The sequence below is a fragment of the Sphingobacterium hotanense genome (genome assembly GCF_008274825.1).
Classification (GTDB): Bacteria; Bacteroidota; Bacteroidia; order Sphingobacteriales; family Sphingobacteriaceae; genus Sphingobacterium; species Sphingobacterium hotanense.
Genome location: NZ_CP030848.1, coordinates 2957612 through 2982630 on the forward strand (window position 1 = coordinate 2957612; position 25019 = coordinate 2982630).

The following is a 25019-nucleotide window of genomic DNA, read 5'->3' on the forward strand; positions in this document are numbered from 1 at the left end:
AAAATCTGCAACTAAAATAGAAAAGCCAACTTGTTATTCAAAATCGCTAATGCAACTTTAAATTCCTTATTAATATTCTATTTTCCTGAAAAAATAAGATGCTTTATCCGACTGTTACTTTTTAGCGGGCTCCGTAGGTTTATGAAATACCTCATGGAAGAAAGCCATCTGATAATGAATAGATTTGCTCCAATAGTCCCAGTTATGTGCACCCGGCATCGTCAAATAACGGTGCGGAATATTCATATACTGTAGCTTCTCATGCAACTTCTCATTCACGCCGTAGAAGAAGTCTTCCACGCCGCAGTCGATGAAGATCTCTAACGATTTAGGCTTAATTAAATGCGTCATCTCCATAACAGTATGCTGATTCCATTTCTCAGGGTTATCGGCATAGCTGCCTAAGCGCGAAGCCATCTCCCAATTATTCGGAAATGGACGGATATCAACGCCTCCCGCGGTGCTGCCAGCCGCCGAAAACACATCCTGATGGCGTATTGCCAAATACAAGGCACCATGCCCACCCATACTCAACCCTGTAATGCCACGCTTCGTACGCTCTTTCGAAGTATTGTATTTGCCATCAATATGATTGACTAACTCCTTGCTGACAAAGGTTTCATACTGATAATCTTTATTCCCGGCGATATCCCAATACCAAGAACCATAGCCTCCATCTGGACAAACAACCATATATCCATACTGATCGACCAAAGCCTTCAAGGCAGGCACCTTATTCACCCAATTACCGTAATCGCCAGAATAGCCATGCAGAAGATACAACACTGGCATATTATTGCCCCCTTTTTCTGGAGTAATAACAACTGTTTTGATGCTCTTACCCATCGCTGCGCTAGGCACCGATAAAGTATCTACTTTTGCAGCAAAGCTTAATGAGAATCCAAGAAGAAAGAATAGAATCGTAAAATTTATTTTCATGGTTTAGTGTATTTGTACTGATAAAGATAAGCATCTAAACCAAAAGGACGCTCACTGATCGTGACAAATGTGAAAGGGAAATGGTCGAATGCTATCGCTTCGCCTTGGGGCTCAACAGAATAACTTACTTTCTGAAAGGGCTTGCGTAAACTGCTGATGATAGATTCCTCAGTTTTCCTGTCCCAATAAAACACCTGCGTTAAATTCTTGACTATAATAACATCGCCATTCTCAGCAATATCTGCCGCAGTCACAAAGGTAAAAGGAAACTCCATTTCCTTACGCAAAATGTAGCGATCCTTTTTAAATTTGAAAATATCAGCACTGTACAGCGTTGAATAGAAATCGCGTTTACTGATCAGATAAAAACGCTGATCCACCGGATCAACAAAAATTGCTTCCGCATCGCGAGCTTTGTCCGGATAATTTAAAACGATCGTTCGAATCGCAGTAGAAGCAATCGTATCCTTACTCACTCCAGTTTTCATCATCGGCTCTTCAAAATAGTAGAGCTTTATCTCTTCGCGCTTTGCTAAATTGTCTCCAATATCAGCGAGTAAGATATAATTTTTTCCTTTATCCCTAACCCATGCAATGTCTTCAACGTCCTTCGCATCCACTCCCTCGAGATGAAATTCACAAGACATCTTCGCAACACTATCGATCAAAAAGATCCTACCGGTATCCCCACTATCATTATGGACCCAATACTTGCCAGGATATGTTCGCGAAGAAACTATACCCGAAATCTCGCCCAGAGCAGGATGATCCGCTTTCCCTAAGGCTGTCCTAACGGTACCCATTTCCTGTGCAGAAATAGTCAAAACCGAAAAAATGAATACGGTAAACAGCAATATGGAAGTAAACGAATTTCTCATTCTGGTAAAGTTAATAAAACCAATTATAGATATACTACGAAATACCTTCGACCATTCATTCGATCCAAAGGTCCAGAGTGGCTCTCCTATAATCATGTCAAAGAACTCCTTTTGCCGAGTCCTCACGGAACGACCTAAGACATCTGTTATAACAGCAATAACTTTCAAATGAACTATATTTTATAACCCAAAACTACAACAATTTTCCTATCAAGAATATTAAATAAACATAATGTCTCTCAAATGCATATTTCATCCCAATGTGTACCATAGTTTTTTATAAAATGGAGAATAAACTTGTTGATGCTTTCGAATCGCGACACAAAAAAAGCACCCCACAGGGTGCTTTCTATTCTTTATATCATTTTCAACTACTTTCCAGTCAATGCATTAAAAAATGCGTTACGGAAGGTAGAATCTTTCTCGGTCAGTTCAAACGATTTCTTATAGTTATCGACTACCGCAAAAAACTCTGCCGGCTCCCCATTCGCTTGATCGAAGAATAGTTTGAAATTATATGATTTCGATTTGCTTAGATCTACGGTCTCATTATTAGATGAAAACACCATCGGCGATATCGCCCTATCCGTCATCGGACCGCCAGCCTGCATACCGTAAAGATCGCCAACCGCCTTTAGGAAATTGTCCGAAACTAATCCTAAGCTCGAAATACGTAGCGATCCTACTCTAAATCCTTTATCGTTATCCGGAGTATTCTGTGCCGTAATTCCCGCCTCGATATTTTTTAGCACTTCCAATTTAAATCCAACTGTATCATTGTTATAAAGCGATTTTGCATCATACACAACCGAAGAATCGGTCTGCCCTACCTCATTCATATTGAAATAGAAATGTAAAGGCGACCCTTTGGGATCATTCGTCAATTGATTTAGCGTGCTAGCAGAAGCACTAACGGAAGAACCTGTAGAGTCTGTTGATGAGCCTCCTGATTTATTTGCATTTCCACAAGCGGCAAAACCTACAACTGTAGACGCTAATAAGCAATAGCTTAATATTTTTTTCATAATCTCTCTTTTTTAATACAACAGCTTAATTTACAAAAAGTTTCTTATTTCTGGATTAGCGCATCGTACATAATTTCCACCGGATGGAAAGACTTACGCTGAACACCATCCTTAATTTGATGCCTACATGAGGTACCAGCTGCTGCAATGATATACTCTGCTCCTGTCTTACGCAGCGTTGGGAACAGCACCAACTCAGCAACCTTTTGGGAAACCTCAAAATGCTCTTTCTCATAACCAAAGGACCCAGCCATTCCGCAACAGCCGGATGGGATCACCTCCACTTCAAAGTTTGTTGGCAATGACAATAGCTGCTTTGTGTAATCTACCAATTTAAACGCCTTTTGATAACAGTGACCATGTAGCTTGATTTTCTGCTTGTCGGCCGTGAACTGTTCTGCATGTATTCTACCTGCCTTTATCTCTTGCACTAGAAACTCATCAACCATCAATGCATGCTTCGCCAAGTTTACTGCTTTGATTTTATTTTCCGAATCCACTAAGTCAACATATTCGTCGCGGAAGGTGATAATCGCCGAGGGCTCTATTCCCAATAAGGGTGTTTCCTCGCTGATCAGATCTGCTAACATATTCACATTCTTGTTCGCAAGCTCCTTCGCCTTCTTTACAAATCCTTTCGAAAGAAAAGTTCGACCACTTTCCAGATGTTTTGGAACAACAACCTCATAACCTAAGGCCGTCAATAATTTATAAGCGGTGATACCAATCTCCGTATCGTTATATTCCGTAAACTCATCACTGAACAAGTAAACTTTCCTTTTTTGTTTCGCTGTTTCCTGCTTCTTAACCCAAGCACTTAGCGTGGTACCATGCACTTTCGGCAAGGAACGATTAGGGGCAAATCCTACAACGGATTTGATAATTCCAGAAGTAATCTGGTTCGTTGCAAAGAAATTATATATCGGCGCAACATAAGATCCTAGTTTCTGCGATTGCGTAAAATTCGCAATCAACTTGGAACGGAAACTGCTACCATTCGCATCGTAATAATGCTGCAGAAACTCCGCTTTCATCTTCGCAATATCCACACTAGACGGGCATTCCGTTTTACAGCCCTTACAACTCAAACAAAGATCCATCACCTCCTTCAACTCCTCATGGTCGAAACGATTTTGCTTATTGGAGTTCGTCAAGAACTGACGCAACATATTGGCTCTCGCGCGCGTTGTATCTTTCTCATCGCGTGTAGCCATAAATGACGGACACATGGTCCCTCCCGTAATTTCCGTTTTTCGACAATCGCCCGAACCTGAACATTTCTCCGCTAAGCGTAAAATGCTCTCGTTCTGCGTGAAATCAAAATAAGTGTTGATATCCTTGCCATCGCGAACGTTGTCATAGCGCAAATGCGTATCCATCGGCGGAGTATCAACAATCTTCCTCGCGTTGAAAATATGATTCGGATCGAATGCTTGCTTTACCTGAAGTAAGAGTTGATAAACTTGCTCACCCAGTACTTTTCCTATAAATTCTCCGCGCAAACGACCATCCCCATGTTCGCCGCTTAGGGATCCATTATATTTTAATACCAGATCCGTTGTCTTCTCTAAGATCGAACGGAACTGACGACGCCCCTCCGCGGATTTTAAATTAATGAAAGGCTCGATATGAAGCTCTCCGGCGCCGGCATGCGCATAATAGGAGGCATGCACTTGCTCCTCCGACAATAACTTTTGAATATCTGCAACATAATCCGGTAAATCTTCCGGCGAAACCGCGCAGTCCTCAATCAAATTGACAGGTTGATTATCGCCAGGTAGATTTCTAATTAAGCCTAAACCAGCTTTACGAACATCCCACACTAGATTACACTGCTCCGAACCCATAATCAGCGGATAGGCATAGCCTAATTGAGCCGATTGCAAAGCTAGCTTCAAGGCTGCAGCCTTTTGTTCTATTTCTTCAATAGTATCAGCACGGAACTCGACAATCAATAAAGCCTGAGGATCGCCTTCTATAAAAAATCTATTATACTGATAGGTCGGATGACCAACAGTAAAATCTAAAATATACTTATCAACAAGCTCAGATGCTTCAGGATGATATTTCAATGCTAGCGCATTTCCACGCATACATTCGACCATATCGTTAAAATGAACACATAACAAGCCAATCTCCTTTGGTGGCAATGGCATCAGTTTAATTTTCGCCTCTGTAATTATCCCAATCGTTCCTTCCGAACCCGCTAATAAGCGACAAAAGTTAAATGGCTGGCTATGGTCCAACAACATATCTAAAGCATAACCCGTATTCCTACGCGTTATTTCACTCTTTGGATATCCCGCCACGATAGCGTCACGATTCGACTTATCCGTTAAAATCCCATTAATATCTCGATAGATTTCACCCTCACGTGTCTTCAGGGCTAACTTACTAAAGAATTCCGCCTCACTCAAATCGCTAAACTCGACCAGATTTGCGTCATCCAGTAATACTTTTGCAGCCAACAGATTTTCCCGCGTATCGCCCCATACTATAGAGTGCAATCCCGATGAATTATTTCCAATCATCCCACCGATCATCGCCCGGCTTGCTGTCGAGGTCTCTGGTCCAAACATCAAACCGTATGGACGCAAATACGCATTCAAGTCGTCGCGAATAACGCCCGGTTGTACGCGCGCCCACTGTTCCTCAACATTAACCTCCAGTATCTGATTGAAGAATCTCGAAACATCGACAACAATCCCCGCTCCAACAACCTGCCCCGCAAGAGAGGTTCCCGCAGTACGAGGAATTAGGGTGGTATGATGACGCTTCGCATAATGTATTAATTTTTGCAAATCATCAATATGATGAGGAATACAAACCGCAAGGGGCAGTTCCTGATAAACTGATGCATCAGTGGAATACGCAAGGCGCATGGTCTGATGTTCTACATTGTTGGCATCAAAGTATAAATCTCCCGAAAGAGATTCAGATAAGGATAGTAAACTTGAAATTTCCGACACGACTGTATAGATTGAAAACACTAAATTACGCAATATTCGATAAAATAAACTGCATTTTTTCCGTTTTACCCTCAATTAAATCTTTTATTACGCATTGTTTTATTAAAAACACGCAAAATACCGCAAAACCACAAAATTACATCAGACTCAGTATCAGTAAATAAAGATGATATTCATTTTATATTCTGTATATTAGCGTATAGTCCCTGCGGATTTCGTTACGCTCCTCAAAAAGAATATCCTGTGCTAACATCTTTAAACTGAATTTTATTCATTTTAATTCATATTAATTTGAATATTATTCGGAAATGACGATATTTGCGCGATATGGCAAAATTAGAATATTCATTGGACCAAATTGATCTTCAAATTCTGAGGATTATGCAAGACAATGCGCGCACGAACAACGCAGATATCGCGCGTGAATTAGGAATGGCACCTTCTGCTATCCTGGAGCGCGTTAAAAAACTTGAGCAAAAGGATGTTATCCTTCAATATAACGCTCGAATCAATCCTGCAGCATTAGACCAGAAAATGCTTTCCTTCATCTTTATCAAAACACAAGATATCATTGGTGTGCAAAAAGTAGGACTCTTATTAGCCGAGATTCCAGACGTGCTTGAAGTGCATGATATCGCCGGTGAAGATGGCTATCTAATTAAAGTAAGAACGAATGACTCTGCAGGTTTAGTCGACCTCATGCGCAATTCATTAAGTAAAATCGAGGGGATTATCTCCACCCGTACGACTATCGTTCTAGAAACAGTAAAAGAAGACAACAAATTAGTGATTCCTACAAAGGAATAAGCATACCATGGTAAAAGATACAACTACCCCATCAGCAAGCACTATCATTTTTGCATATGCTGTCGTTTATGTGGTTTGGGGTTCCACTTTCTTCTTTATTGAAAAGGCGTTGCATGCCTTCCCTCCTTTTGTATTAGGCTCTATCCGTTTTATTATTGCGGGTACACTACTTATGGGTTATTGTTATCTAAAAGGATACAAGATCTATATTAAAAAAGCAGTAAAGGATGCTGCCTTTGTTGGCTTCCTTCTACTATTTATTGATATGGCAGCGATTATATGGTCTGAACAGTTCATCTCCAGTGCCATCGTATCGATACTCTCTGCTGCGACTGCTATTTGGTTCATCATCTTAGATAAACCAAAGTGGAAAGAGAACTTCTCTAGCGTAACGACGATCCTTGGTCTCATATTGGGCTTTATTGGTGTCATTATGTTGTTTGCAGAACAGATATTCGGCCCTGCCTCAGAATCGGCAGAAAGCGAGAATAAGCTAACAGCGATGATTGTCTTAACCTTAGGGACCATCGGTTGGACAGTTGGCTCCCTATGGTCAAAATATAGCAAAGAAAGAACAAAAGGAAAACCGACTGATGCTGATGCCCTTGCGCCGGCAAAAGAGGAAGATCTGAATGTGATGGTAAAAACTGCTTGGCAAATGGTCGTAGCAGGGACAGCATTTACTACTGTGGCATTGTTCAATGGGGAATACAGCCGATTTGATCCGGCAACTGTATCGGTAGAATATTGGGGCGCTATGGTCTACCTAGCTCTAATGGGATCTATTTTAGCATTTAGCTGTTATATTTTCCTATTGCAAGTGCGTCCGGCGACAGAGGTAAGTACGTATGCTTATGTCAACCCAATCGTTGCCCTTATCCTCGTGCACTTCTTTACCGACCACGAGGTTACCAAGCTGCAAATTATCGGACTAGCGGTCGTATTATTCTCGGTTCTATTGATGAACTGGAATTTATATCAAGACAGCAGTTTAGTGAGAAACTACAAACGAAGAAGAAAGATCAAGAAGCTGCGCCATATGGCTCCGAAATCCAGTATTCCACGTATCGTTGAAGTGGTAGAATTTGGTAAGAAGAAACCGAAAAAAGAAAGCGAAATCAAAGATTTGCCAACTGAAGAAACACAAAGAACAGAAGAATAAAAGAAGCGCCTTGTTTTTGACAAGGCGCTTCTCTTTTACAAACCAATACTGGTATTATGATCGATTACGGCATTTTTCTTGACGACTATAATTCCATCGACTACAGAATAATGCTCAAAATCACCATCCGGCAAATGCTTTCCGCCTTTGATGCGAACATCATTACCAATACGGCAATTTTTATCTAGAATGGCATTTTCGATATAACAACGTTCACCAACACCGATTGGTGGCGGCTCTTGGCTATTAGTCATTTCCAAAACCTCGGTCAGCTCCTCATAATAATCAGAACCCATCATGTAAGTCATTTTAATGACCGTTCCAGCACCGACACGAGAGCGGATCCCCATCACCGAACGATGGATCTTATCCGCCAAAATGATACAGCCGTCGGAAACAATCACATGATTTAAAGTAGTCCCCGACACCTTCGATGGAGGCAGCATACGCGCACGTGTATATACCGTCTCACCAAAAAGATTAAATGCTGGAATATCATCCGTTAGACCAATGTTAGCTTCAAAAAATGAGGAAATAGTACCGATATCAGTCCAATAGTTATCATACTGATAGCTCAATATCTTGACGTTGCCTATGGCATCCGGAATAATTTCCTTCCCAAAATCCATTCCTTTATTCTCCGCTAATAGCTTCTTCATGATACCCTTTGAGAAAACATAGATACCCATCGAAGCCAGATAATTTCTACCCTGCTTTTCCAATTCTTCCGGAACCTCCGATGTCCAATCTGGAAGCAAATCCTTGCTAGGTTTCTCGATAAAAGATGATACCTCGCCGTTTTCGTCGGACTTCAAAATCCCAAAGCCTGTAGCCTCTTTTCCCGAAACAGGAATCGTTGCGATAGTAATATCGCCGCCGCCCTTCACGTGGAAATCGACCATCGCGGAATAATCCATCTGATATAATTGGTCTCCCGAAAGAATCAGTACGTAGTCATAATCCACATTGACTAAGTTCTTCTGCGTACGGCGTACCGCATCTGCAGTTCCCTCAAACCAACTATCCCCTTCACTAGTCTGCTCAGCAGCAAGAATATCCACAAAACCTTTACTGAAAATACTAAAGTTGTAGGAGTTCTTGATGTGCTTGTTCAGCGACGCAGAGTTAAATTGTGTCAGTACAAATATCTTGTTGTAACCTGAGTTCAAACAGTTAGAGATGGGAATATCCACCAATCTGTATTTTCCAGCGATAGGAACCGCAGGTTTAGACCGCTGGTCGGTCAATGGATAAAGGCGTGTCCCTCGGCCTCCTCCTAATACAATTGAAACAACTTTGTGCGCCATATCATCTAAGTAATTGGTTATATAAATCAATATATTTTTGAGCAGACTTATGCCAGGAAAAATCCAGTTCCATGGCATTTGCTCGAATCTCATCAAATTGCTTCTCGTCGGAAATATAAGTCAATGCTCTACGAACGGTCGCTGCAGCTTGAGCCGCATCGACATCTGCAAATACAAAACCATAGCCTGCATCTTCCACATCAATAACCGTGTCCTTTAGTCCTCCAATTTTGCGAACAATCGGAATAGTACCATACTTCAATGCATAAAGCTGATTCAAGCCACATGGTTCTACGCGCGACGGCATAATCAAGAGGTCAGACGCGGCGTAAACCTGATGCGCCAAGCCTTCGTTATAGCCAAAGAAAACTCCTAACCTACCCTTGAAACGTTGCGTCAATGCAGCAATACTATTTTGTATATTGGCATCGCCAGAGCCCAAAATAAAGACGCTGAGTTGTACATCCGCCGGACTCAATAAGTCCTCGATAATCGGAGCTAAAATATCAGCACCCTTTTCGCTTGCAAAACGGCCTATAAAACTTAAAAGAGGTAAGGCCGGATCCAAGCCATATTGAGTACAAAGGATTTTCTTATTTGCCAATTTGCCCTCGTCAACTTGTGCGATTCCATAATTCTCGATAATCAACTGATCGTTGATCGGATCCCAATAAGCAGGATCAATACCATTGACAATGCCGTGGGATTTCCCACGTTCATCATAAAACAAGGCTTGTAATCCGTTTGCCTCCTCATAAAGCTCCTCTAGATAGCCTTCGGATACTGTAGTATAAGCATCGCAGCATTTTATAGCGGTTGCTAATGGATTGATCAGACCATCCCAATCCAAGAGTCCCCATTTCCAGGTGTCAAATCCTGGAAGTAATATACCCTTGTTCCAATTCATCCAACCTTGGTATTGTCCGTTATGCACCGTGAAAACAGTGCGAATATCTGCTAAGGATCGGTAGTCATTCGTATAGCGTATCAGAAACGGAATCAGACCGACGTGATGATCATGACAATGCAACACATCCGGCTTCAGCTCATTTGTTTTCAAATAATGTAGTACGGCGTGCTGAAAAGCAATCCATTGCTCTGCTTCATCCGGATAACAGTAGACCTCTTCACGGTCCAACACCCCCGGAATACGAATCAGATAAAGTGGAAATCCAAGCGTATCCTTGCTTTCCCGAAGCACCTCATAGCTCAGTAAAGCCGATCCTTGATAAATCTCTCCTTTCGCAATAGATTCAAATTCATGATCCTGCGTAAATTTCCGATCAAAATAAGGCATCATAACAGCGGCATCAACACCCAATTGACGTTGATATTTCGGCAATGAACCAACAACATCCGCTAATCCACCGACCTTTGCAACAGGAAAACACTCTACACTTAAATGAATAACTTGCATAATCTATAAAACGCGTTTAAAAATTAACCCCGCTAATGGCGGAATATCTAATACAATAGACTGCTTTTGGTTCATCCAAAATACAGCATCTGTGGCAACTTTCTTTTTCACGGAAACGCCACTGCCATGATACTTTGTCTCGTCAGAATTAAGTACTAATTCCCAGGTACCGGCATGCGTTGCTCCCACTCGGAAATTACGCCGCACAACAGGCGTCAGGTTCAAAACTACCAGCAGATCATTTTCTTCATTATGCCCCTTCCGGGTGTAAACGAAAAGACTATTCGTATGATCAGCCATCTCAATCCATGCAAAACCTTCCGGACTGAAAGCCTTCTCATACAATGCCGGGTAATTTCTATAAACCTTATTTAGGTCGGACACGAATTTCTTCATGCCCGAGTGTGGTTTGAATTGTAAGAGATGCCAGTCCAAAGACTGGTTCACATTCCATTCCGATGTTTGCCCAAATTCACCTCCCATAAACAGCAATTTGCTGCCACTAAAAGTGAACATATAGAGATAAAGTGACCTTAAGTTAGCAAACTTTTGCCACTCATCACCAGGCATTTTATAGATTAAAGATTGCTTACCATACACGACTTCATCGTGAGACAGTGGAAGCATAAAATTTTCTGTAAAAGCATATACTCCAGCAAAAGTCATCTTATCATGATGGTAAGATCTGTTGATCGGATCTTCTTTAAAGTAAGCCAATGTGTCGTGCATCCAACCCATCATCCATTTCATCCCGAAGCCTAAGCCGTTTTGAAATGTTGCCCGACTAACGCCCGGCCATGAGGTCGATTCCTCTGCTATCGTTTGTGTATTTGGAAAGTATTTATAAACCGCCTCGTTCAGTTCTTTAAGAAATGCAACGGCCTCCAAATTTTCATTGCCACCAAATTCATTCGGTATCCATTCATCTTTTTTTCTCGAATAATCGAGATACAACATGGATGCAACCGCATCGACACGAAGTCCATCAACGTGATAACGGTCCAACCAGAAGAAGGCATTGCTGATCAAAAATGACTTTACCTCATTGCGCCCATAATTGAAGATATAAGACTGCCAATCTGGGTGAAACCCTTTCTTGGGATCCTCATGCTCAAAAAGATGTGTCCCATCGAAACGATAAAGACCATGAGCATCGCCCGGAAAATGTGATGGCACCCAATCGAGCAGCACCCCAATACCGGCCTGATGCAGCGCATCGATAAGCCCCATTAATTCCTGCGGACTTCCGTAGCGCGAGCTGGCAGCAAAATAACCTGTAATCTGATATCCCCAAGATGGATAATAAGGATGCTCCATAACCGGCATGAACTCTACATGGGTAAAGCCCATTTCCAATAGGTAAGGAATTAAGCGATCGGCGATTTCCTTATAGCTAAAGAAACGATCCGGATGTTTCGGATCTCGCATCCAGGATCCTAAGTGCATCTCATATACGGAATACGGACGGTCTAATGCGTTCGTTTCACGACGATTAAACATCCATTCTGAATCCGTCCAGGAGTACCAAGTCGTCGATACAATAGAAGCTGTGCTCGGTGGAATCTCCGTATGCAGGGCGAAGGGATCTGCCTTCTCCAAGCGCTCCCCCTGATTCGTTAAGATATGGTATTTATAAACCTCTCCATTTTGCAGCTTAGGGATAAAACCTTCCCATATACCACTGCTGTCCCAACGTACATGAAGCTGATGCGAATGTGGGTTCCAACCATTAAAGTTCCCAATAACGGAAACCTCTTTCGCATTCGGTGCCCAAACGGCAAAGTAGACCCCGTCGACAGCGTCGATCCTTAACTCATGGGATCCGAATTTTTCATAAAGCTTATAATGCCTTCCTGACCGAAATAATGAAACATCAAAATCCGACAGTAAGCTATGTACTTGAACCGCTTCAGTCATGCTTAACTTGTTTTTCTATGAGTAGAGTTACTATTGAATGATTATCTTCTTAAAATCACGGTCTAATTGTACATAGGATCGTCCTTCTGCATCTGTTTTAAAATCAATTTTTAAACCGTCGACAACCAATTGCTTCGGTGTAAACGGTAAGCCTACAAGATATAGATCGAACGTGCTATAGTTCGGCGTATATAAGCCTTGCTCGCCTTGACGAATACTTACCGAGGCGGCTTGCCCTTCAGCAATAAAATGCTTATCCATGTAGACGTCTTGCTCGTAAGCAAAGGTGTCCCCATGATCCGAATACACATAAGAGTCGCAGGATTGCTCGGCGAAATAATAGGTCAATTTTAAGGACTCAATCTTTTGCTCTCCCGTATATTGCATCACTGGGAACTCCGGAACTATGGCACCTCCGCGAACAAAGAATGGCATCTCGTCCAATGGTGTATCGATTTGATGTTCCTGACTTCCGGCATAAGTTTGGTTATTGAAATAATAATACCAAGTGCCCTCCGGCAGATAGACAACTTTATTTAACTGTCCCGGGTGCAATACAGGCGAAACCAATAAATGATCGCCAAACATAAATTCTTCTTCGCGTTGAAGGTTCTTGGCGATATGTTGCTCCAATAACGCAATTGGTCTCAATATCGGGTCGCCGTATTTGTGTTGTTGCCAAAATACACTGTAGATATATGGCAATAGTTTATATCGTAATTCAATAAATTTCTTACAGATAACCTCCCACTCCGGACCGAAGCTCCACGGCTCACGATCGCGGGTATCTCCTGCTGAGTGCACGCGCATAAAGGGTGAGAAAACACCAAACTGCATCCAACGTGTATATAGTTCGCCATCTGGTTCGCCTGTGAATCCGCCAATATCCGTACCGCAGAACGACATACCGGAAACCGATAACCGCTGCAATTGCAACGTACCGATGCGCAAATGTTCCCAGGTAGCAATATTATCCCCTGTCCACACCGAAGAGTAACGCTGTGTGCCCGAATAGGCAGCACGTGTAATCGTAAATGGTCGCTTGTTACGGTATAATTTCTTCAATCCCTCGTAAGTCGCTCGAACCATCTGCATCCCGTAGATATTATGGGCTTTGCGATGCGAACCGCGGTGCCCTTCGAATTGATGACGGACATCGTCTGGGAAAGTTCCTCGACCAAATACAGCCGGCTCGTTCATATCATTCCAAAAGCCAGCTACTCCATCTTCTACCAAGCCTTTATACAAGGTTCCCCACCAAGTGCGAACTTCGGGGTTGGTGAAGTCCGGAAATTGACAGCGACCAGGCCATACAAATCCTTCCATAAAATAATCATCCCCGCGTCGGCAGAAGTAATTATTCTCCTTACCCTGCTTAAATACCCAATACTGATCATCGACCTTGATTCCAGGATCGATCATAACTACGGTCTTAAAGCCATCAGCCGCTAAATCAGCAATCATCTTCTTGGGATCAGGAAAGTAACGCTTATTCCAAGTGAAACAACGGTATCCGTCCATATAGTCGATGTCGAGATAAATGGCATCGCAGGGGATCTCACGTTTTCTAAACTCTGAGGCTACATCGCGTACCTTCGCTTCTGGATAGTAGCTCCAGCGACACTGGTGATACCCTATCCCCCATAGCGGTGGCATATAATGTGTTCCGGTAATGCTGTGGTACCGCTTCACCACATCGATCATTTTCGGACCATGGATATAATAGTATTGCAGTTCGCCTCCCTCGGACCAGAAGCTCGTTTGGTCATGATGTTCTGCTGCGAAGTCGAAAAATGTCTTGAATGTATTATCGAAAAAGATACCATAGGCATCTCCTTGAGTAACTCCAATATAAAATGGAACCGTTTTGTAAAGTGGATCCTGATTGAAAGCGTAGGAATAGGTATCCGAATTCCAGTTTCGAACACGCTTGCCACGCAGATTCAAATTCGTCGCCTTATCCCCCAAGCCAAAGAAAACCTCATCGGCCTGTGCTTCCTTCGTACAGTACACATAATACCCACCAAAGTCCACATTTTCTTCCCAATGCATAGGCGCAAAGTCTGCATTCAATACTTTCTCCTCCGCGCTCCCGAAAGAGATAAAGAAGTTATCCTTCTTGATAAAACAGGTTACCGCATTGGTCTTGACTTTATAGTGTGTCTCCGATTCTTCTAATTGATAATTGACATACTCATCGGGTTTATGGTTGATAGCGTATGAAAAATCAGCTAAAAAAACACCCTCAGGTGCTAATCTGACGCGGATAATCTCTTCCGAGACAACCTTCACCTCCACCTTCGCGCGACCATCAGTGAAATAAAATACATTCCGGTCTTGCGAAAATCCTTTGACAGTGGTTAAATATTGTTTTTCTATCCGTGGTAAATCAAGTACAGGGTTATTGACGTGTTGCATGCCGTCTTCTAGACTTTCAGGGATAGGTATGATATCATTTGCAAACTCTTCTTTTTTGGTAGTATCAGCCATCTTTTCCTAATTCATTTGGAGATATTAACAGTTATTTTTGTTCGATTTAAATTACGATATATTTTAGAAAAACCACTATCGCAGATAGAAATCTTTTGAATATGGCAAAAAAAAGTACAACTCTAGCTACCTATCTAAAGAAGATTTCGTTAAGAATTTGTAAAGGAAACATATGACATATTAAATACATAAAAATGCTTACCTTTGTAAGCCTTATTAAATTCTAGCCCCAGTAAGGCTAGAGGGTCTAATATTGTCATTATTTAAAATGAAATTATCACAATTCAACTTTAATTTACCTGAATCTTTACTTGCCTCTGAACCATCTGAACAAAGAGACGAATCGCGTCTTATGGTTTTACACCGTGACAGTGGAAAAATTGAGCACAAAATCTTCAAGGACGTTTTAGATTATTTTGATGATAAAGATGTAATGATCTTAAATAACACCAAGGTATTCCCTGCCCGTATGTACGGAAACAAAGAGAAAACCGGTGCTACAATTGAAGTATTCTTATTGCGTGAGTTGAACAAAGAACTTCGTTTATGGGATGTATTAGTAGATCCTGCTCGTAAAATCCGTGTAGGAAACAAACTATACTTCGGCGATGACGACTTACTTGTTGCTGAGGTAGTAGATAATACGACATCTAGAGGACGTACCATCCGTTTCTTATTTGACGGTACAGACGAAGAATTCCGCAAAAACATTGAAATCCTAGGGGAAACACCTCTTCCTAAATATATCAAACGTAAAGCAACACCAGAGGATAAATTCCGCTACCAGACGATCTACGCGAAAAACGAAGGTGCCGTAGCAGCTCCGACAGCTGGTTTGCACTTCTCGCGCGAATTGATGAAGCGCCTAGAGCTTAAAGGGGTTGAGTTTGCTGAAGTAACATTGCACGTTGGTCTTGGTACTTTCCGTACAGTGGAGGTAGAAGATTTAACAAAGCATAAAATGGACTCTGAGCAATTCATCATTACGGATGAAGCGGCTAAATTGGTAAATAAGGGTATTGATAATAAACGTAAGATATGTGCGGTAGGTACAACATCTATGCGCGCGATCGAGTCTTCGGTATCTGCTGACAAACACTTGAAAGCAGCGAACGATTGGACAAGCAAGTTCATCTACCCTCCTTACGATTTCAGTATCGCAAACTCAATGATTACTAACTTCCACACGCCACAGTCTACCTTATTGGTAATGATTGCTGCATTCGCAGGTTATGAGAATACTATGAATGCTTATGAAGTTGCTGTAAAAGAGAAATACCGTTTCTATTCATACGGCGATGCGATGTTAATTATCTAAGAATATAGCATAAAGAAAATAAAAAGGAGGCCTAGGCCTCCTTTTCTGTTATTTACTATCTTTGTCTTTATGAACCAAAACTTTGTTATCATTGTTGCCGCGGGTAGCGGTTCGCGCATGTCTAGCGATCTTCCAAAACAATATATGTTGCTAGCCACTAAGCCTATCCTCATGCATACCATAGCGAAGTTCGCCGAGGCAAACATTCAAGCCAAGATCATCCTGGTTATTTCAGAAAATATGCAGACTTTCTGGAAAGAACAATGCAAGGAATATGGTTTCGAAATTCCCCATCAAATATGCTACGGCGGCGCCAGCAGATTTCAGAGTGTAAGAAATGGATTACGTTACATACAAAATACCTATCAACTATCTCCCGGCGATGTGATTGGCGTACATGACGCTGCAAGACCCCTCGTATCTCAGACATTAATCGAAAACCTATATCAAACCTGTTGTACGGAAAATCCAGCAATTATCCCTGCCGTTCAGAGCAGCAACTCTGTTCGATTAGGTAATTTGAAAGAAAATATAGCGGTAGATAGAGATCAGGTGTGGTTGGTTCAGACGCCTCAGGTATTTGAAGCATGCCTATTCCAAGAGGCTTATAAACAGAAAGAGGAAACCACGTTTACGGACGATGCCTCAGTAATAGAAAAAATGAGCAACGGCTTAACCATCTATCCAGGTGATCATAAGAATATTAAAATCACCTTTAAGGAAGATATCGCCATTGCTCAATATTACTTAAATAATACTATTTAAGCTCATTTAAGCGTTTCCTCGAATAACTCTTAATAAAACGACAATAACAGCAATTACCAATAAAATGTGGATGATACCACCTGTAGCATAACCTCCTAAGAAGCTAATTGCCCAGATAATTACTAAGATTACAGCGATTAAATACAAAATATTTCCCATAGTAGTAAAGTTTTGATTTGTTTTAAATTATTTAAACATATTATCAACTTTCTAACAACTCATATGATAAAAGGTTTGCAACAAGCTGTTAAATTTTTAAAAAAATTTGTCTCGACTCAATAAATGGAGCAGTACTTAGTATTAAGTAGTTAGTAATTAGACCTATGGCGGGGACTAGATGTTAGGTATAAGATTTCAGATATAAGAGTATGGTTTTTAGTTTTGAACCAGGAAAGAAAGGATTTAAGGATTGGCAGGATCGGGTAAAGTATGGGATGATGACATTTACATCGTAATTGTGTGTTTCAGGAGACGTTTAGTGAAACGTCTCTACGCGGTGGTTGTGTAACATGAACTGTGTCAATGGGGAATTAACCTAAACCTAAAAGCTCTTATCTAGCCTGATTCTATCACCAAATTTAATGTAGAGTTGGGATATCGTCAGTGCCCAGTTATGTGCGGGCATAGTCCATTTTTTGGAAATATCCTTGATGATCAAATACATCAGTTTTAAGAGCGCCTGTTCTGAGTTGAAAGCTCCCTTTGTCTTGGTTATCTTTCTGATCTGTCGATGCATCCCCTCGATGGGGTTAGTCGTATATATAATCTTTCGTATCTGCTGATCATATTCGAAGAAGGTGGAAAGATTTACCCAATTTTCCAGCCATGACTTAACTGCTAGAGGATATTTCTTCCCCCATTTTTCCTCGAACAACAGCAGGTTCTCATAACCCATTTCTTCATTGACCGCTCTGTAGATTGGTTTCATGTCGGCTATTACTTCCCTTTTGTCCTTATCTGTCACATAGCGTATGCTCGAACGGATCTGATGAACAACACAGAGCTGGATCCTGGTCTTTGGAAATATGGCCTCTATAGCTTCAGGGAAGCCCTTAAGCCCGTCAATACAGGCAATCAGGATATCCTCAACACCGCGTTGCTTTAGGTCCGTAAGAACCGAAAGCCAAAATTTAGCGCCCTCATGTTCTGAACTATAAAGCCCGATCAGGTCTTTACGACCATCCATACCTATACCCAATATATTGTAGATGGCTCTTGATTCTACCGTTCCGTTCTGACGAACCTTATAGTGCATGCAGTCCAGAAATACAAAAGGATAAACAGCTTCTAAGGGGCGACTTCGCCATTCATTGACAGCAGGCATGACGCTTTCGGTAATCCGAGAAATCTCTGTCGCGGAAATCTCCATAGCATACATTTCGCGGATGAAATCGCTGATAGCACGCATGCTCATACCTTTGGCATACATACTCAAAACATGACCTTCTAACTGTTCTGTAATGATTAATTGGCGTTTGGGGACAATCTTAGGCTCGAACGTTCCAGATCGATCGCGGCTCGTCTCCAACTCGAAGGTGCCCGTATGCGGACCCCGGACCGTCTTTTTGGTCTTGCCGTTCCTACGATTACTATTGCCTGAGGCTTTTTCTTCTTCAAGATGGTTGTCCATCTCGCCCGAAAGCATCGATTCCAATAAATGTTTCATCAGGGGCGCCAGAACGCCGTCATTGGGAGATAGGCTCTTGCCTTCGGATAATCCTTGAAGCGCTTCTTCCTTGAAGCGTTCAAAGTCAAATGGGGTCTTTTCTTTCATGACCGTATCGTTTGAATAATTGAATATAATGAATTACATCTAATTATTCCCCTGACACAGTTCAGGTTACAGTCTCTACGCGGTTCGTCATGATTAACGCCTTTATAGTTCAAAATTGTATAGAAGTCAATTGGACGCCAATGCGTAAAGACGTTTCACTAAACGTCTCCTATAAAAAATACAATCCATCCCTTCATATGTCACTATACCCGATCCTGCCAATCCTTAAATCCTTCCTTTCCTGGTTCAAAGACAAGTGATCCTTCCTTTCTTCAAAAATAGTACTAACTACCAACTACTAGTCAAACCCCTTTCAAACCCAATGTAAACCCAATACAAACCCCAATCAAACCCGCTCCAGAAGGGCTATGAAAGGGCTCTACAATGGTTATGCAAGGCCTTAGTTCAAAACAAGGTATAACTAGCCCCTGAACAGGGCGAGAACTTAAAAAAAGAAGATCAGGATTGCTTTATTCAGCGATATCGATCGCTAAGCCATCATAGGCAACGAAGACGCCATCGGGCAGATCTTTTTGTATATCTTGATGCTTACCGAAGCGGTGGCTGATATGCGTTAAATAGGTTTGCTCGGGAGCAATGCGCTTAACGACATCGAGGGCTTCGTCCAAGGTGAGATGGGAAATATGCGGATCTTTCTGCAGGGCATTGAGCACTAAAACCTTTACTCCTGCGAGCAAGGCATAGGATTCGTCGGAGATGGTTTTCGCATCGGTAATGTAGGCGAAGTCGCCAAGACGAAAACCGAGAACGGGCATTTTGAAGTGCATAACTTCAATTGGAAGTATGGATGCGCCGTAAAGTTCAAAGGCTTGACCGGCTACTATTTCCTCCAATTCCAATTGAGGCACTCCCGGATATTTATATTCGCTAAAAGCGTAATAGAATTCCTTTCTTAAAGCGTCGTGTGTAGCCTTATTGGAATAGATAGGGATAGACTGCTGCTGTTGGTAGTTGTAGGCGCGCACGTCGTCCAAACCGGCAATATGATCTTTATGGGAATGCGTCATCAGAACTGCATCCAAACGATCCACATGCTGACGCAACATTTGATAGCGGAAATCGGGACCTGTATCAATGACTACAGCATGCTCATTATATTCCATGAGGATAGACGACCGCAAGCGATTGTCCTTTTTATCTGTAGATTGACATACAGGGCAATGGCACGCAATAACGGGCACACCCTGCGAAGTACCGGTACCTAAAAATGTTACTCTCAAATCGTCTCTATCGTCTTTTTAATATTTGTATAAAAGGGCTGTAGCTTTTCACTAATCAGCGATTCGTCAACCTCTATACCTTGTAATATCTGTAAAAGTGATTGTACTTTCATGTCCACACTGGAAAACTTGTTAACAACCACCACCTTAGAGGTTTGTAAGATACAAGCTCCCGTACGGAAGGATCCCTTCTCATAACGTAATTTGAAGCCTAAATCACTAAAAAGAACCTCTAACTTATCTAAACTAGTTTGTGTAAGTGGAATCATATATTAATATAGACAATATAACAAAGCTGTGTTAAACCGTCAATTTTTTCTTGCTTTTGTTAAATAGCTTAACGTTGGAATATTCGGTCAAAAAACCTAAGCCGTAAGCGATTAGTTGGGTATAGGCAGCGATAACAGCAAGGAAAGCGACCTTGAGGCTCTTGCACACAAATAAGGCATGTAAGAACAGCATCAACGTGTATAAAAACATGAATGTGTTGCCGATCCATCCCAACCAGTTAAAGACAGCCATTTCATTCATAGTCAGCAGATTGATCGCATTGATCATGATCAGCCCGAAGACACCAATAGTAAAGACCGCAGGCAGCGCATGCACGGGTTTTAATTCCGATGGATAGCGTTGCCAAATATCAATCCTACCCTTTCCGAAATTATAGGTTTGCCGATAAAATTGTTGGAAATTCGCCCGGCGTTTATGATAGACAAAGGCCTCGGGAATCAAGCCGACCTTAAACCCTTCATTGATCATTCGGATACTGAATTCTATATCTTCTGATCGTCTGGAGAGTTTGAAACCTTGTGTCTTCTCCCAAACAGCGCGCGAGATACCCAAGTTAAAGCTGCGCGGATGGAACTGCCCTACATGCTTTTTATTGCCACGGATACCGCCCGTTGTGAATGGACTCGTCATGGAATAAGAGATTGCTTTCTGGATGGCTGTGAAGGATTTATGAGCGGCATCAGGACCACCAAAGGCATCCCAATTGTCGCGTTGCAAGCCGATCAGCACATTCTTAAAGTAATCCGTCGGAACAATAATATCTGAGTCGAATACAATGAAAAAATCACCTTTGGCGCGCTCGAAGCCGTAGTTTCTGGCGAAGCCCTGACCTTCATTTTCTTTATAGAAATAATGTACGTCCAGTGTATCTTCAAATCGCGTTACAATATCCTCTGATGGTCTTGAGGAACCATCTTCAACGATGATGACCTCAAAATTCTTATACTCCAGCTCGGTCAAAGACGCTAATAATTCTTTGATCTCAACAGGACGATTGTAAAGAGGAATTATAATCGAAAAGAACATGTTAGATGACTTGGTCGATATGGTATTTATTTCTGTCTGAACCGTTCCTTGCTACCAATTCGGCGACAAATCCAGTGAGGAAGAGTTGCGTTCCTAGGATAATCGCTACAAGCGACAGGAAGAACATCGGCTGGTCGGTTACATTTCTGTAAGCAGTACCATTGGCGATACTCATCAGCTTGTCAGCGATAAGATAGATGGTGATAAAAAATCCAAGTAAAAAGCTGATTACACCTAATGGTCCAAAGAAGTGCATTGGGCGTTTGGCAAACTTCCCAACAAAGAAAATAGACATTAGGTCGAGGAAGCCCTTGACAAAGCGTCCGGGACCGAATTTGGTTGTTCCGTATTTTCTAGGGAAGTGCTGTACGACTTGCTCTTGAATTTTACTAAACCCAGCCCATTTTGCTAAGACCGGAATATATCTGTGCATCTCGCCGTAGACCTCGATACTTTTCACAACGTCCTTCTTATAGGCTTTTAAGCCACAGTTGAAGTCGTGTAAGTTGTCAATGCCTGACATGCTCCGTGTAACCGAGTTGAATAATTTGGTCGGAATAGTTTTAGTCAATGGATCATAACGTTTCTTCTTCCATCCGGACACTAAATCAGCATCTTGGTTCATGATGCGATCATAAAGTTCCGGTATTTCATCAGGACTGTCTTGTAGATCGGCATCCATCGTAATGACCACATTACCTTCAGCCGCGGTAAACCCAACGTTCAATGCTGCCGACTTTCCGTAATTCCTACGGAAGCGAATACCTGTAACATGTTCATTTTCGGCCTTAAGTGATTTAATCACCTGCCAAGAACGATCTTTACTACCATCATCAACCATGATGATCTCATAAGAGAAGTTGTTCTCGTCCATGACCCGTTTGATCCAGGCAACCAATTCTGGAAGAGATTCTTCCTCGTTATATAGTGGTATAACTACTGATATATCCATAATAATAAAAAGCAAAGGTATCATTTTCCAATGATACCTTTAGCATATAAACGGTTACGTTTAATTAAGATTTTTCGTTTTGCCAAGGATGAGCGTCGCCCGAAGGCGCCGGGCTTTGGAAAATTGGTCTTTCACGTTTGAAGATCGCTGCAAAGATTAGCGATAATACAAAGTACATTAAAATGGAAACCGCTAAGCCTTTAAGGATTTGGCCAATTGACATCTCCGCTAAAGCATTTCTCTGTTGTTCCAACATTTCAATAGTATTATCGATATTTTCATCGTTAGCACCTGTAGCTTCCATCGTTTCGATGGTCATATTAATCGTGTTGTCGATTGCTTCCTGCTGCAAAGTCGGGTTAACCATATTCCAAACACTTACCCCCAATGTGCCAATTACTGCAGTAATGGCCATCATGATAAAGATGTTTTTTAACGCTGTAGAGAAATCCCAATATCCTCCCGCAGCTTTTCTCAGCGAGATCACGAAGAAGACAGCAACGATTAGGAAAACCACATAATTTACGAAACCTGCTGCCGCAGAAGAGGTGAACAGGGATGTAGCCGATACGGTGATGTATAAGGAAATGATGGATAGGATAAATGAAATTACACCAAGGACAACGCCTTGAATAATTGCTTTCTTCCTTACATCTGTCGTGTTTTCAATGGTCTGATTCATCATTATTTATTAAAGTTTATAATTAATTGGTAGAGTGCTGTATCTAAAGACTTGTTAGCTGCATTGGCCTCATAGTCTGCCAATTGCTCTGCTGAAGGCTTTGGCTCACTAAAGAAACCAATAATAGGATAGAATAGTTCAAATAATTCCTCTTCTTCAGTAAGCGTTTTAGCTACTTGAGCTGCTGCCGCAAAATCACTTTCGATTAAGATCTGATTCGCGATAAGCTTTTCGTAGATACGATATTCATCTTGAAACTCATCTTCTTCTACTAACAAAAATTCTTTCAGGAAGTCTTCTAAGGAAGGTTCGATATCATCATCTGCACACTCGCGAAGATATAATAAGATGTTCAACATCTCCGACCCTCTATCGATGGTTTCCTCTTCAATGGCTTCCCATTCTTCCGAATCTAAGTAATCTTCTTCTAATTTCTCGACATCAGCAGCAAAGAAATTAATCATTAACAAATCGAATGCGTATTCGCGAAGTTCTTCAAAACGTTGTTCATCATCAAATACCGTATCCAAATTGGCCACTTTGTCCATAAATGGTGCATCTGATTCGAATACATCCAGCAATGCCGCTAGCACATTACTCGCTTCTAATCCTTCGCTCTTAGCGTATGAATTGATACTGGCTTCTAAGGCCTTTTTTACTTTCTTATCCATATTAATCGTTGATTAAGGTTTGATTATTGTTGATAACCGCAAGCACTTTTCCCGTTAGCTCTTGTCCGAAAAGCGGGCTGTTTGCAGATTTCGACTTATTAGTTTTGGCGTCAAACGTCCATTTTTCGCTAGTGCTGAATAACACTAAATTCGCTTCTGCCCCTTCTTCGACCTTTGGTTGCTCTAGATTTAAAATAACACGCGGACCGACAGAAAGTTTCTCAACGATTGTTTCGGCGCTTAGTCCAGCTTTAATTAGCAGAGGCAAAACAGTTTGCGAGGCAATGATGCCATTGTAAGCAATTTGGAATTCAACGTTCTTAAATTCGATCTCGTGTGGTGTATGTTGGGAAACAATCGCATCGATTGTTCCATCTTTCAACCCTTTTAATAAAGCCTTGACGTCTTTTTTTGTACGCAACGGCGGGCTCACTTTATAGTTGCTATCGAAGCCTTTCACTTCTTCATCGGTAAACACTAAGCTATGCGCTGCAACATCACAGGTTACCTTCAAGCCTTTTGCTTTAGCTTTTTTGATCAAATCAACAGATTCTTCCGTAGAGATTGTGCTGAAATGAATAGGCGCTTCATTGTATTCAGCTAAGAAGAGATCGCGCGACACCATAATAGACTCCGCTAAATTCGGAATACCTTTCATCCCTAGATAAGTGCTTACATCGCCCTCATTCATTTGGTTTCCACCAGCGATAGAATCATCTTCCGGATGCGACATGATCAATCCATTAAAGCCTTTTGCATATAAAAGTGCGCGCCCCATAAGGCCGGCTTGTTGTACACTGTGGTTTCCATCAGAGAATGCCACGGCGCCTGTTTGTTGCATGTCATAGAGCTCGGCAAGGTCTTTCCCTTCTCTCTTTTTACTGATCGCTCCTACCGGATATACATCTACGATGTTACCTTTTGCCGAATTAACGATCAACGCTACTTCTGAGCGACTATGGATAGGCGGATTGGTATTCGGATGCACCGCAACGGCGGTAAAACCTCCCGCAGCAGATGCTGCAGTTCCAGTTTGTATATCTTCTTTGGTTTCATAACCAGGCTCTCCAAAATTCACATTCAAGTCAAAGAATCCTACCGCTAAGAAGCTATCCTTAGCATCGATCACCTGCAGTTTCTTATCATCTGTTTTGATGCTTTTAGCAATCTTTTCAATCTTTCCATTCTTTACCAGCACATCCACAGATGTAAGGTGCAAAGGATGAGATGCCGAAACTAATGTTGCAGAAGTAATTAATATTGTAGCCATGAAGTATGTTGATAATCTAAAGTTTGCGAAGTAAGTTTAGTATTATTAGGTATGAAAGCAATAACCCCACAGATCGATCTTTTCCAATGAGCATTTTCAAAAACCTTCTGCATACAGG

Annotated in this window: 21 protein-coding genes; 4 read left to right on the forward strand and 17 right to left on the reverse strand. The window is 41.7% G+C overall.

All coding sequences use genetic code 11. The features are described 5' to 3' along the window. Positions 1-114 precede the first annotated feature (114 nt). The 4 genes from DSM08_RS12475 to DSM08_RS12490 all read right to left on the reverse strand — a co-directional run bounded on the left by DSM08_RS12475 (position 115) and on the right by DSM08_RS12490 (position 5811). Positions 115-939, reverse strand: coding sequence for an alpha/beta hydrolase (locus DSM08_RS12475; protein ID WP_149526471.1), 825 nt, complete (start codon positions 937-939; stop codon positions 115-117). Continuing rightward, positions 936-1817 carry a hypothetical protein gene (locus DSM08_RS12480; RefSeq protein WP_149526472.1) on the reverse strand — a complete coding sequence of 294 codons (882 nt, stop codon included), beginning with the start codon at positions 1815-1817 and terminating at the stop codon, positions 936-938. Before DSM08_RS12480 ends, DSM08_RS12475 begins: the two co-directional genes overlap by 4 nt. A gap of 371 nt (positions 1818-2188) precedes the next feature. Continuing rightward, positions 2189-2842 (reverse strand): hypothetical protein, encoded by a 654-nt coding sequence (locus DSM08_RS12485; protein WP_149526473.1) that lies wholly within the window; start codon positions 2840-2842, stop codon positions 2189-2191. Positions 2843-2886: 44 nt separating this feature from the next. Next, positions 2887-5811: an FAD-binding and (Fe-S)-binding domain-containing protein gene (locus DSM08_RS12490; protein ID WP_246172242.1), complete on the reverse strand. Its 2925-nt coding sequence runs from the start codon at positions 5809-5811 to the stop codon at positions 2887-2889. A 327-nt stretch (positions 5812-6138) separates the two neighbouring features. On the opposite strand from DSM08_RS12490, the gene DSM08_RS12495 reads away from it, so the two are divergent. Continuing rightward, positions 6139-6618: an Lrp/AsnC family transcriptional regulator gene (locus tag DSM08_RS12495; protein ID WP_149526474.1), complete on the forward strand. Its 480-nt coding sequence runs from the start codon at positions 6139-6141 to the stop codon at positions 6616-6618. Positions 6619-6625: 7 nt separating this feature from the next. Beyond that, positions 6626-7780, forward strand: coding sequence for an EamA family transporter (locus DSM08_RS12500; protein WP_149526475.1), 1155 nt, complete (start codon positions 6626-6628; stop codon positions 7778-7780). 35 nt (positions 7781-7815) lie between these two features. Here the strand turns inward: DSM08_RS12500 and DSM08_RS12505 are convergent, their stop codons facing one another. The 4 genes from DSM08_RS12505 to DSM08_RS12520 are packed head-to-tail and all read right to left on the reverse strand — an operon-like array spanning position 7816 to position 14911. Beyond that, positions 7816-9087 carry a glucose-1-phosphate adenylyltransferase gene (locus tag DSM08_RS12505; RefSeq protein ID WP_149526476.1) on the reverse strand — a complete coding sequence of 424 codons (1272 nt, stop codon included), beginning with the start codon at positions 9085-9087 and terminating at the stop codon, positions 7816-7818. Position 9088: 1 nt separating this feature from the next. Continuing rightward, positions 9089-10504: a glycogen synthase gene (locus tag DSM08_RS12510; protein WP_187773857.1), complete on the reverse strand. Its 1416-nt coding sequence runs from the start codon at positions 10502-10504 to the stop codon at positions 9089-9091. A gap of 3 nt (positions 10505-10507) precedes the next feature. Further along, positions 10508-12421 (reverse strand): 1,4-alpha-glucan branching protein GlgB, encoded by a 1914-nt coding sequence (gene glgB, locus DSM08_RS12515; RefSeq protein ID WP_149526478.1) that lies wholly within the window; start codon positions 12419-12421, stop codon positions 10508-10510. Between the two features lie 30 nt (positions 12422-12451). After that, positions 12452-14911, reverse strand: coding sequence for a glycoside hydrolase family 31 protein (locus DSM08_RS12520; protein ID WP_149526479.1), 2460 nt, complete (start codon positions 14909-14911; stop codon positions 12452-12454). A gap of 268 nt (positions 14912-15179) precedes the next feature. Here DSM08_RS12520 and queA point away from each other — a divergent pair, with 268 nt between their 5' ends. Together queA and DSM08_RS12530 are read left to right on the forward strand one after the other, a co-directional pair. After that, positions 15180-16229: a tRNA preQ1(34) S-adenosylmethionine ribosyltransferase-isomerase QueA gene (gene queA / locus DSM08_RS12525; protein WP_149526480.1), complete on the forward strand. Its 1050-nt coding sequence runs from the start codon at positions 15180-15182 to the stop codon at positions 16227-16229. 69 nt (positions 16230-16298) lie between these two features. Beyond that, a complete protein-coding gene (locus DSM08_RS12530; RefSeq protein WP_149526481.1) occupies positions 16299-16994 on the forward strand; it encodes a 2-C-methyl-D-erythritol 4-phosphate cytidylyltransferase in 696 nt (231 codons plus the stop codon). Between the two features lie 6 nt (positions 16995-17000). Here DSM08_RS12530 and DSM08_RS12535 read toward each other — a convergent pair whose 3' ends face one another. The 9 genes from DSM08_RS12535 to DSM08_RS12575 all read right to left on the reverse strand — a co-directional run bounded on the left by DSM08_RS12535 (position 17001) and on the right by DSM08_RS12575 (position 24901). Continuing rightward, positions 17001-17153 (reverse strand): lmo0937 family membrane protein, encoded by a 153-nt coding sequence (locus DSM08_RS12535; protein WP_149526482.1) that lies wholly within the window; start codon positions 17151-17153, stop codon positions 17001-17003. A gap of 382 nt (positions 17154-17535) precedes the next feature. Then, positions 17536-18768 (reverse strand): IS256 family transposase, encoded by a 1233-nt coding sequence (locus tag DSM08_RS12540; RefSeq protein ID WP_149526483.1) that lies wholly within the window; start codon positions 18766-18768, stop codon positions 17536-17538. A 470-nt stretch (positions 18769-19238) separates the two neighbouring features. Next, the gene (locus tag DSM08_RS12545; RefSeq protein WP_149526484.1) at positions 19239-20009 is read right to left on the reverse strand and encodes an MBL fold metallo-hydrolase; all 771 of its coding nucleotides are present in this window, start codon (positions 20007-20009) and stop codon (positions 19239-19241) included. Beyond that, positions 20006-20278 (reverse strand): hypothetical protein, encoded by a 273-nt coding sequence (locus tag DSM08_RS12550; RefSeq protein WP_149526485.1) that lies wholly within the window; start codon positions 20276-20278, stop codon positions 20006-20008. Before DSM08_RS12550 ends, DSM08_RS12545 begins: the two co-directional genes overlap by 4 nt. A 31-nt stretch (positions 20279-20309) precedes the next feature. After that, the gene (locus tag DSM08_RS12555) at positions 20310-21326 is read right to left on the reverse strand and encodes a glycosyltransferase (RefSeq protein ID WP_149526486.1); all 1017 of its coding nucleotides are present in this window, start codon (positions 21324-21326) and stop codon (positions 20310-20312) included. A 1-nt stretch (position 21327) separates the two neighbouring features. Beyond that, the gene (locus DSM08_RS12560) at positions 21328-22278 is read right to left on the reverse strand and encodes a glycosyltransferase family 2 protein (RefSeq protein WP_149526487.1); all 951 of its coding nucleotides are present in this window, start codon (positions 22276-22278) and stop codon (positions 21328-21330) included. A gap of 64 nt (positions 22279-22342) precedes the next feature. Continuing rightward, complete coding sequence (locus DSM08_RS12565) at positions 22343-22963, reverse strand: DUF4199 domain-containing protein (protein ID WP_149526488.1); 621 nt, start codon at positions 22961-22963, stop codon at positions 22343-22345. Continuing rightward, positions 22963-23631: a hypothetical protein gene (locus DSM08_RS12570; RefSeq protein ID WP_149526489.1), complete on the reverse strand. Its 669-nt coding sequence runs from the start codon at positions 23629-23631 to the stop codon at positions 22963-22965. The genes DSM08_RS12565 and DSM08_RS12570 overlap by 1 nt, the downstream gene beginning before the upstream one ends. Position 23632: 1 nt before the next feature. After that, the gene (locus tag DSM08_RS12575; RefSeq protein WP_149526490.1) at positions 23633-24901 is read right to left on the reverse strand and encodes a dihydroorotase; all 1269 of its coding nucleotides are present in this window, start codon (positions 24899-24901) and stop codon (positions 23633-23635) included. Positions 24902-25019 lie beyond the last annotated feature (118 nt).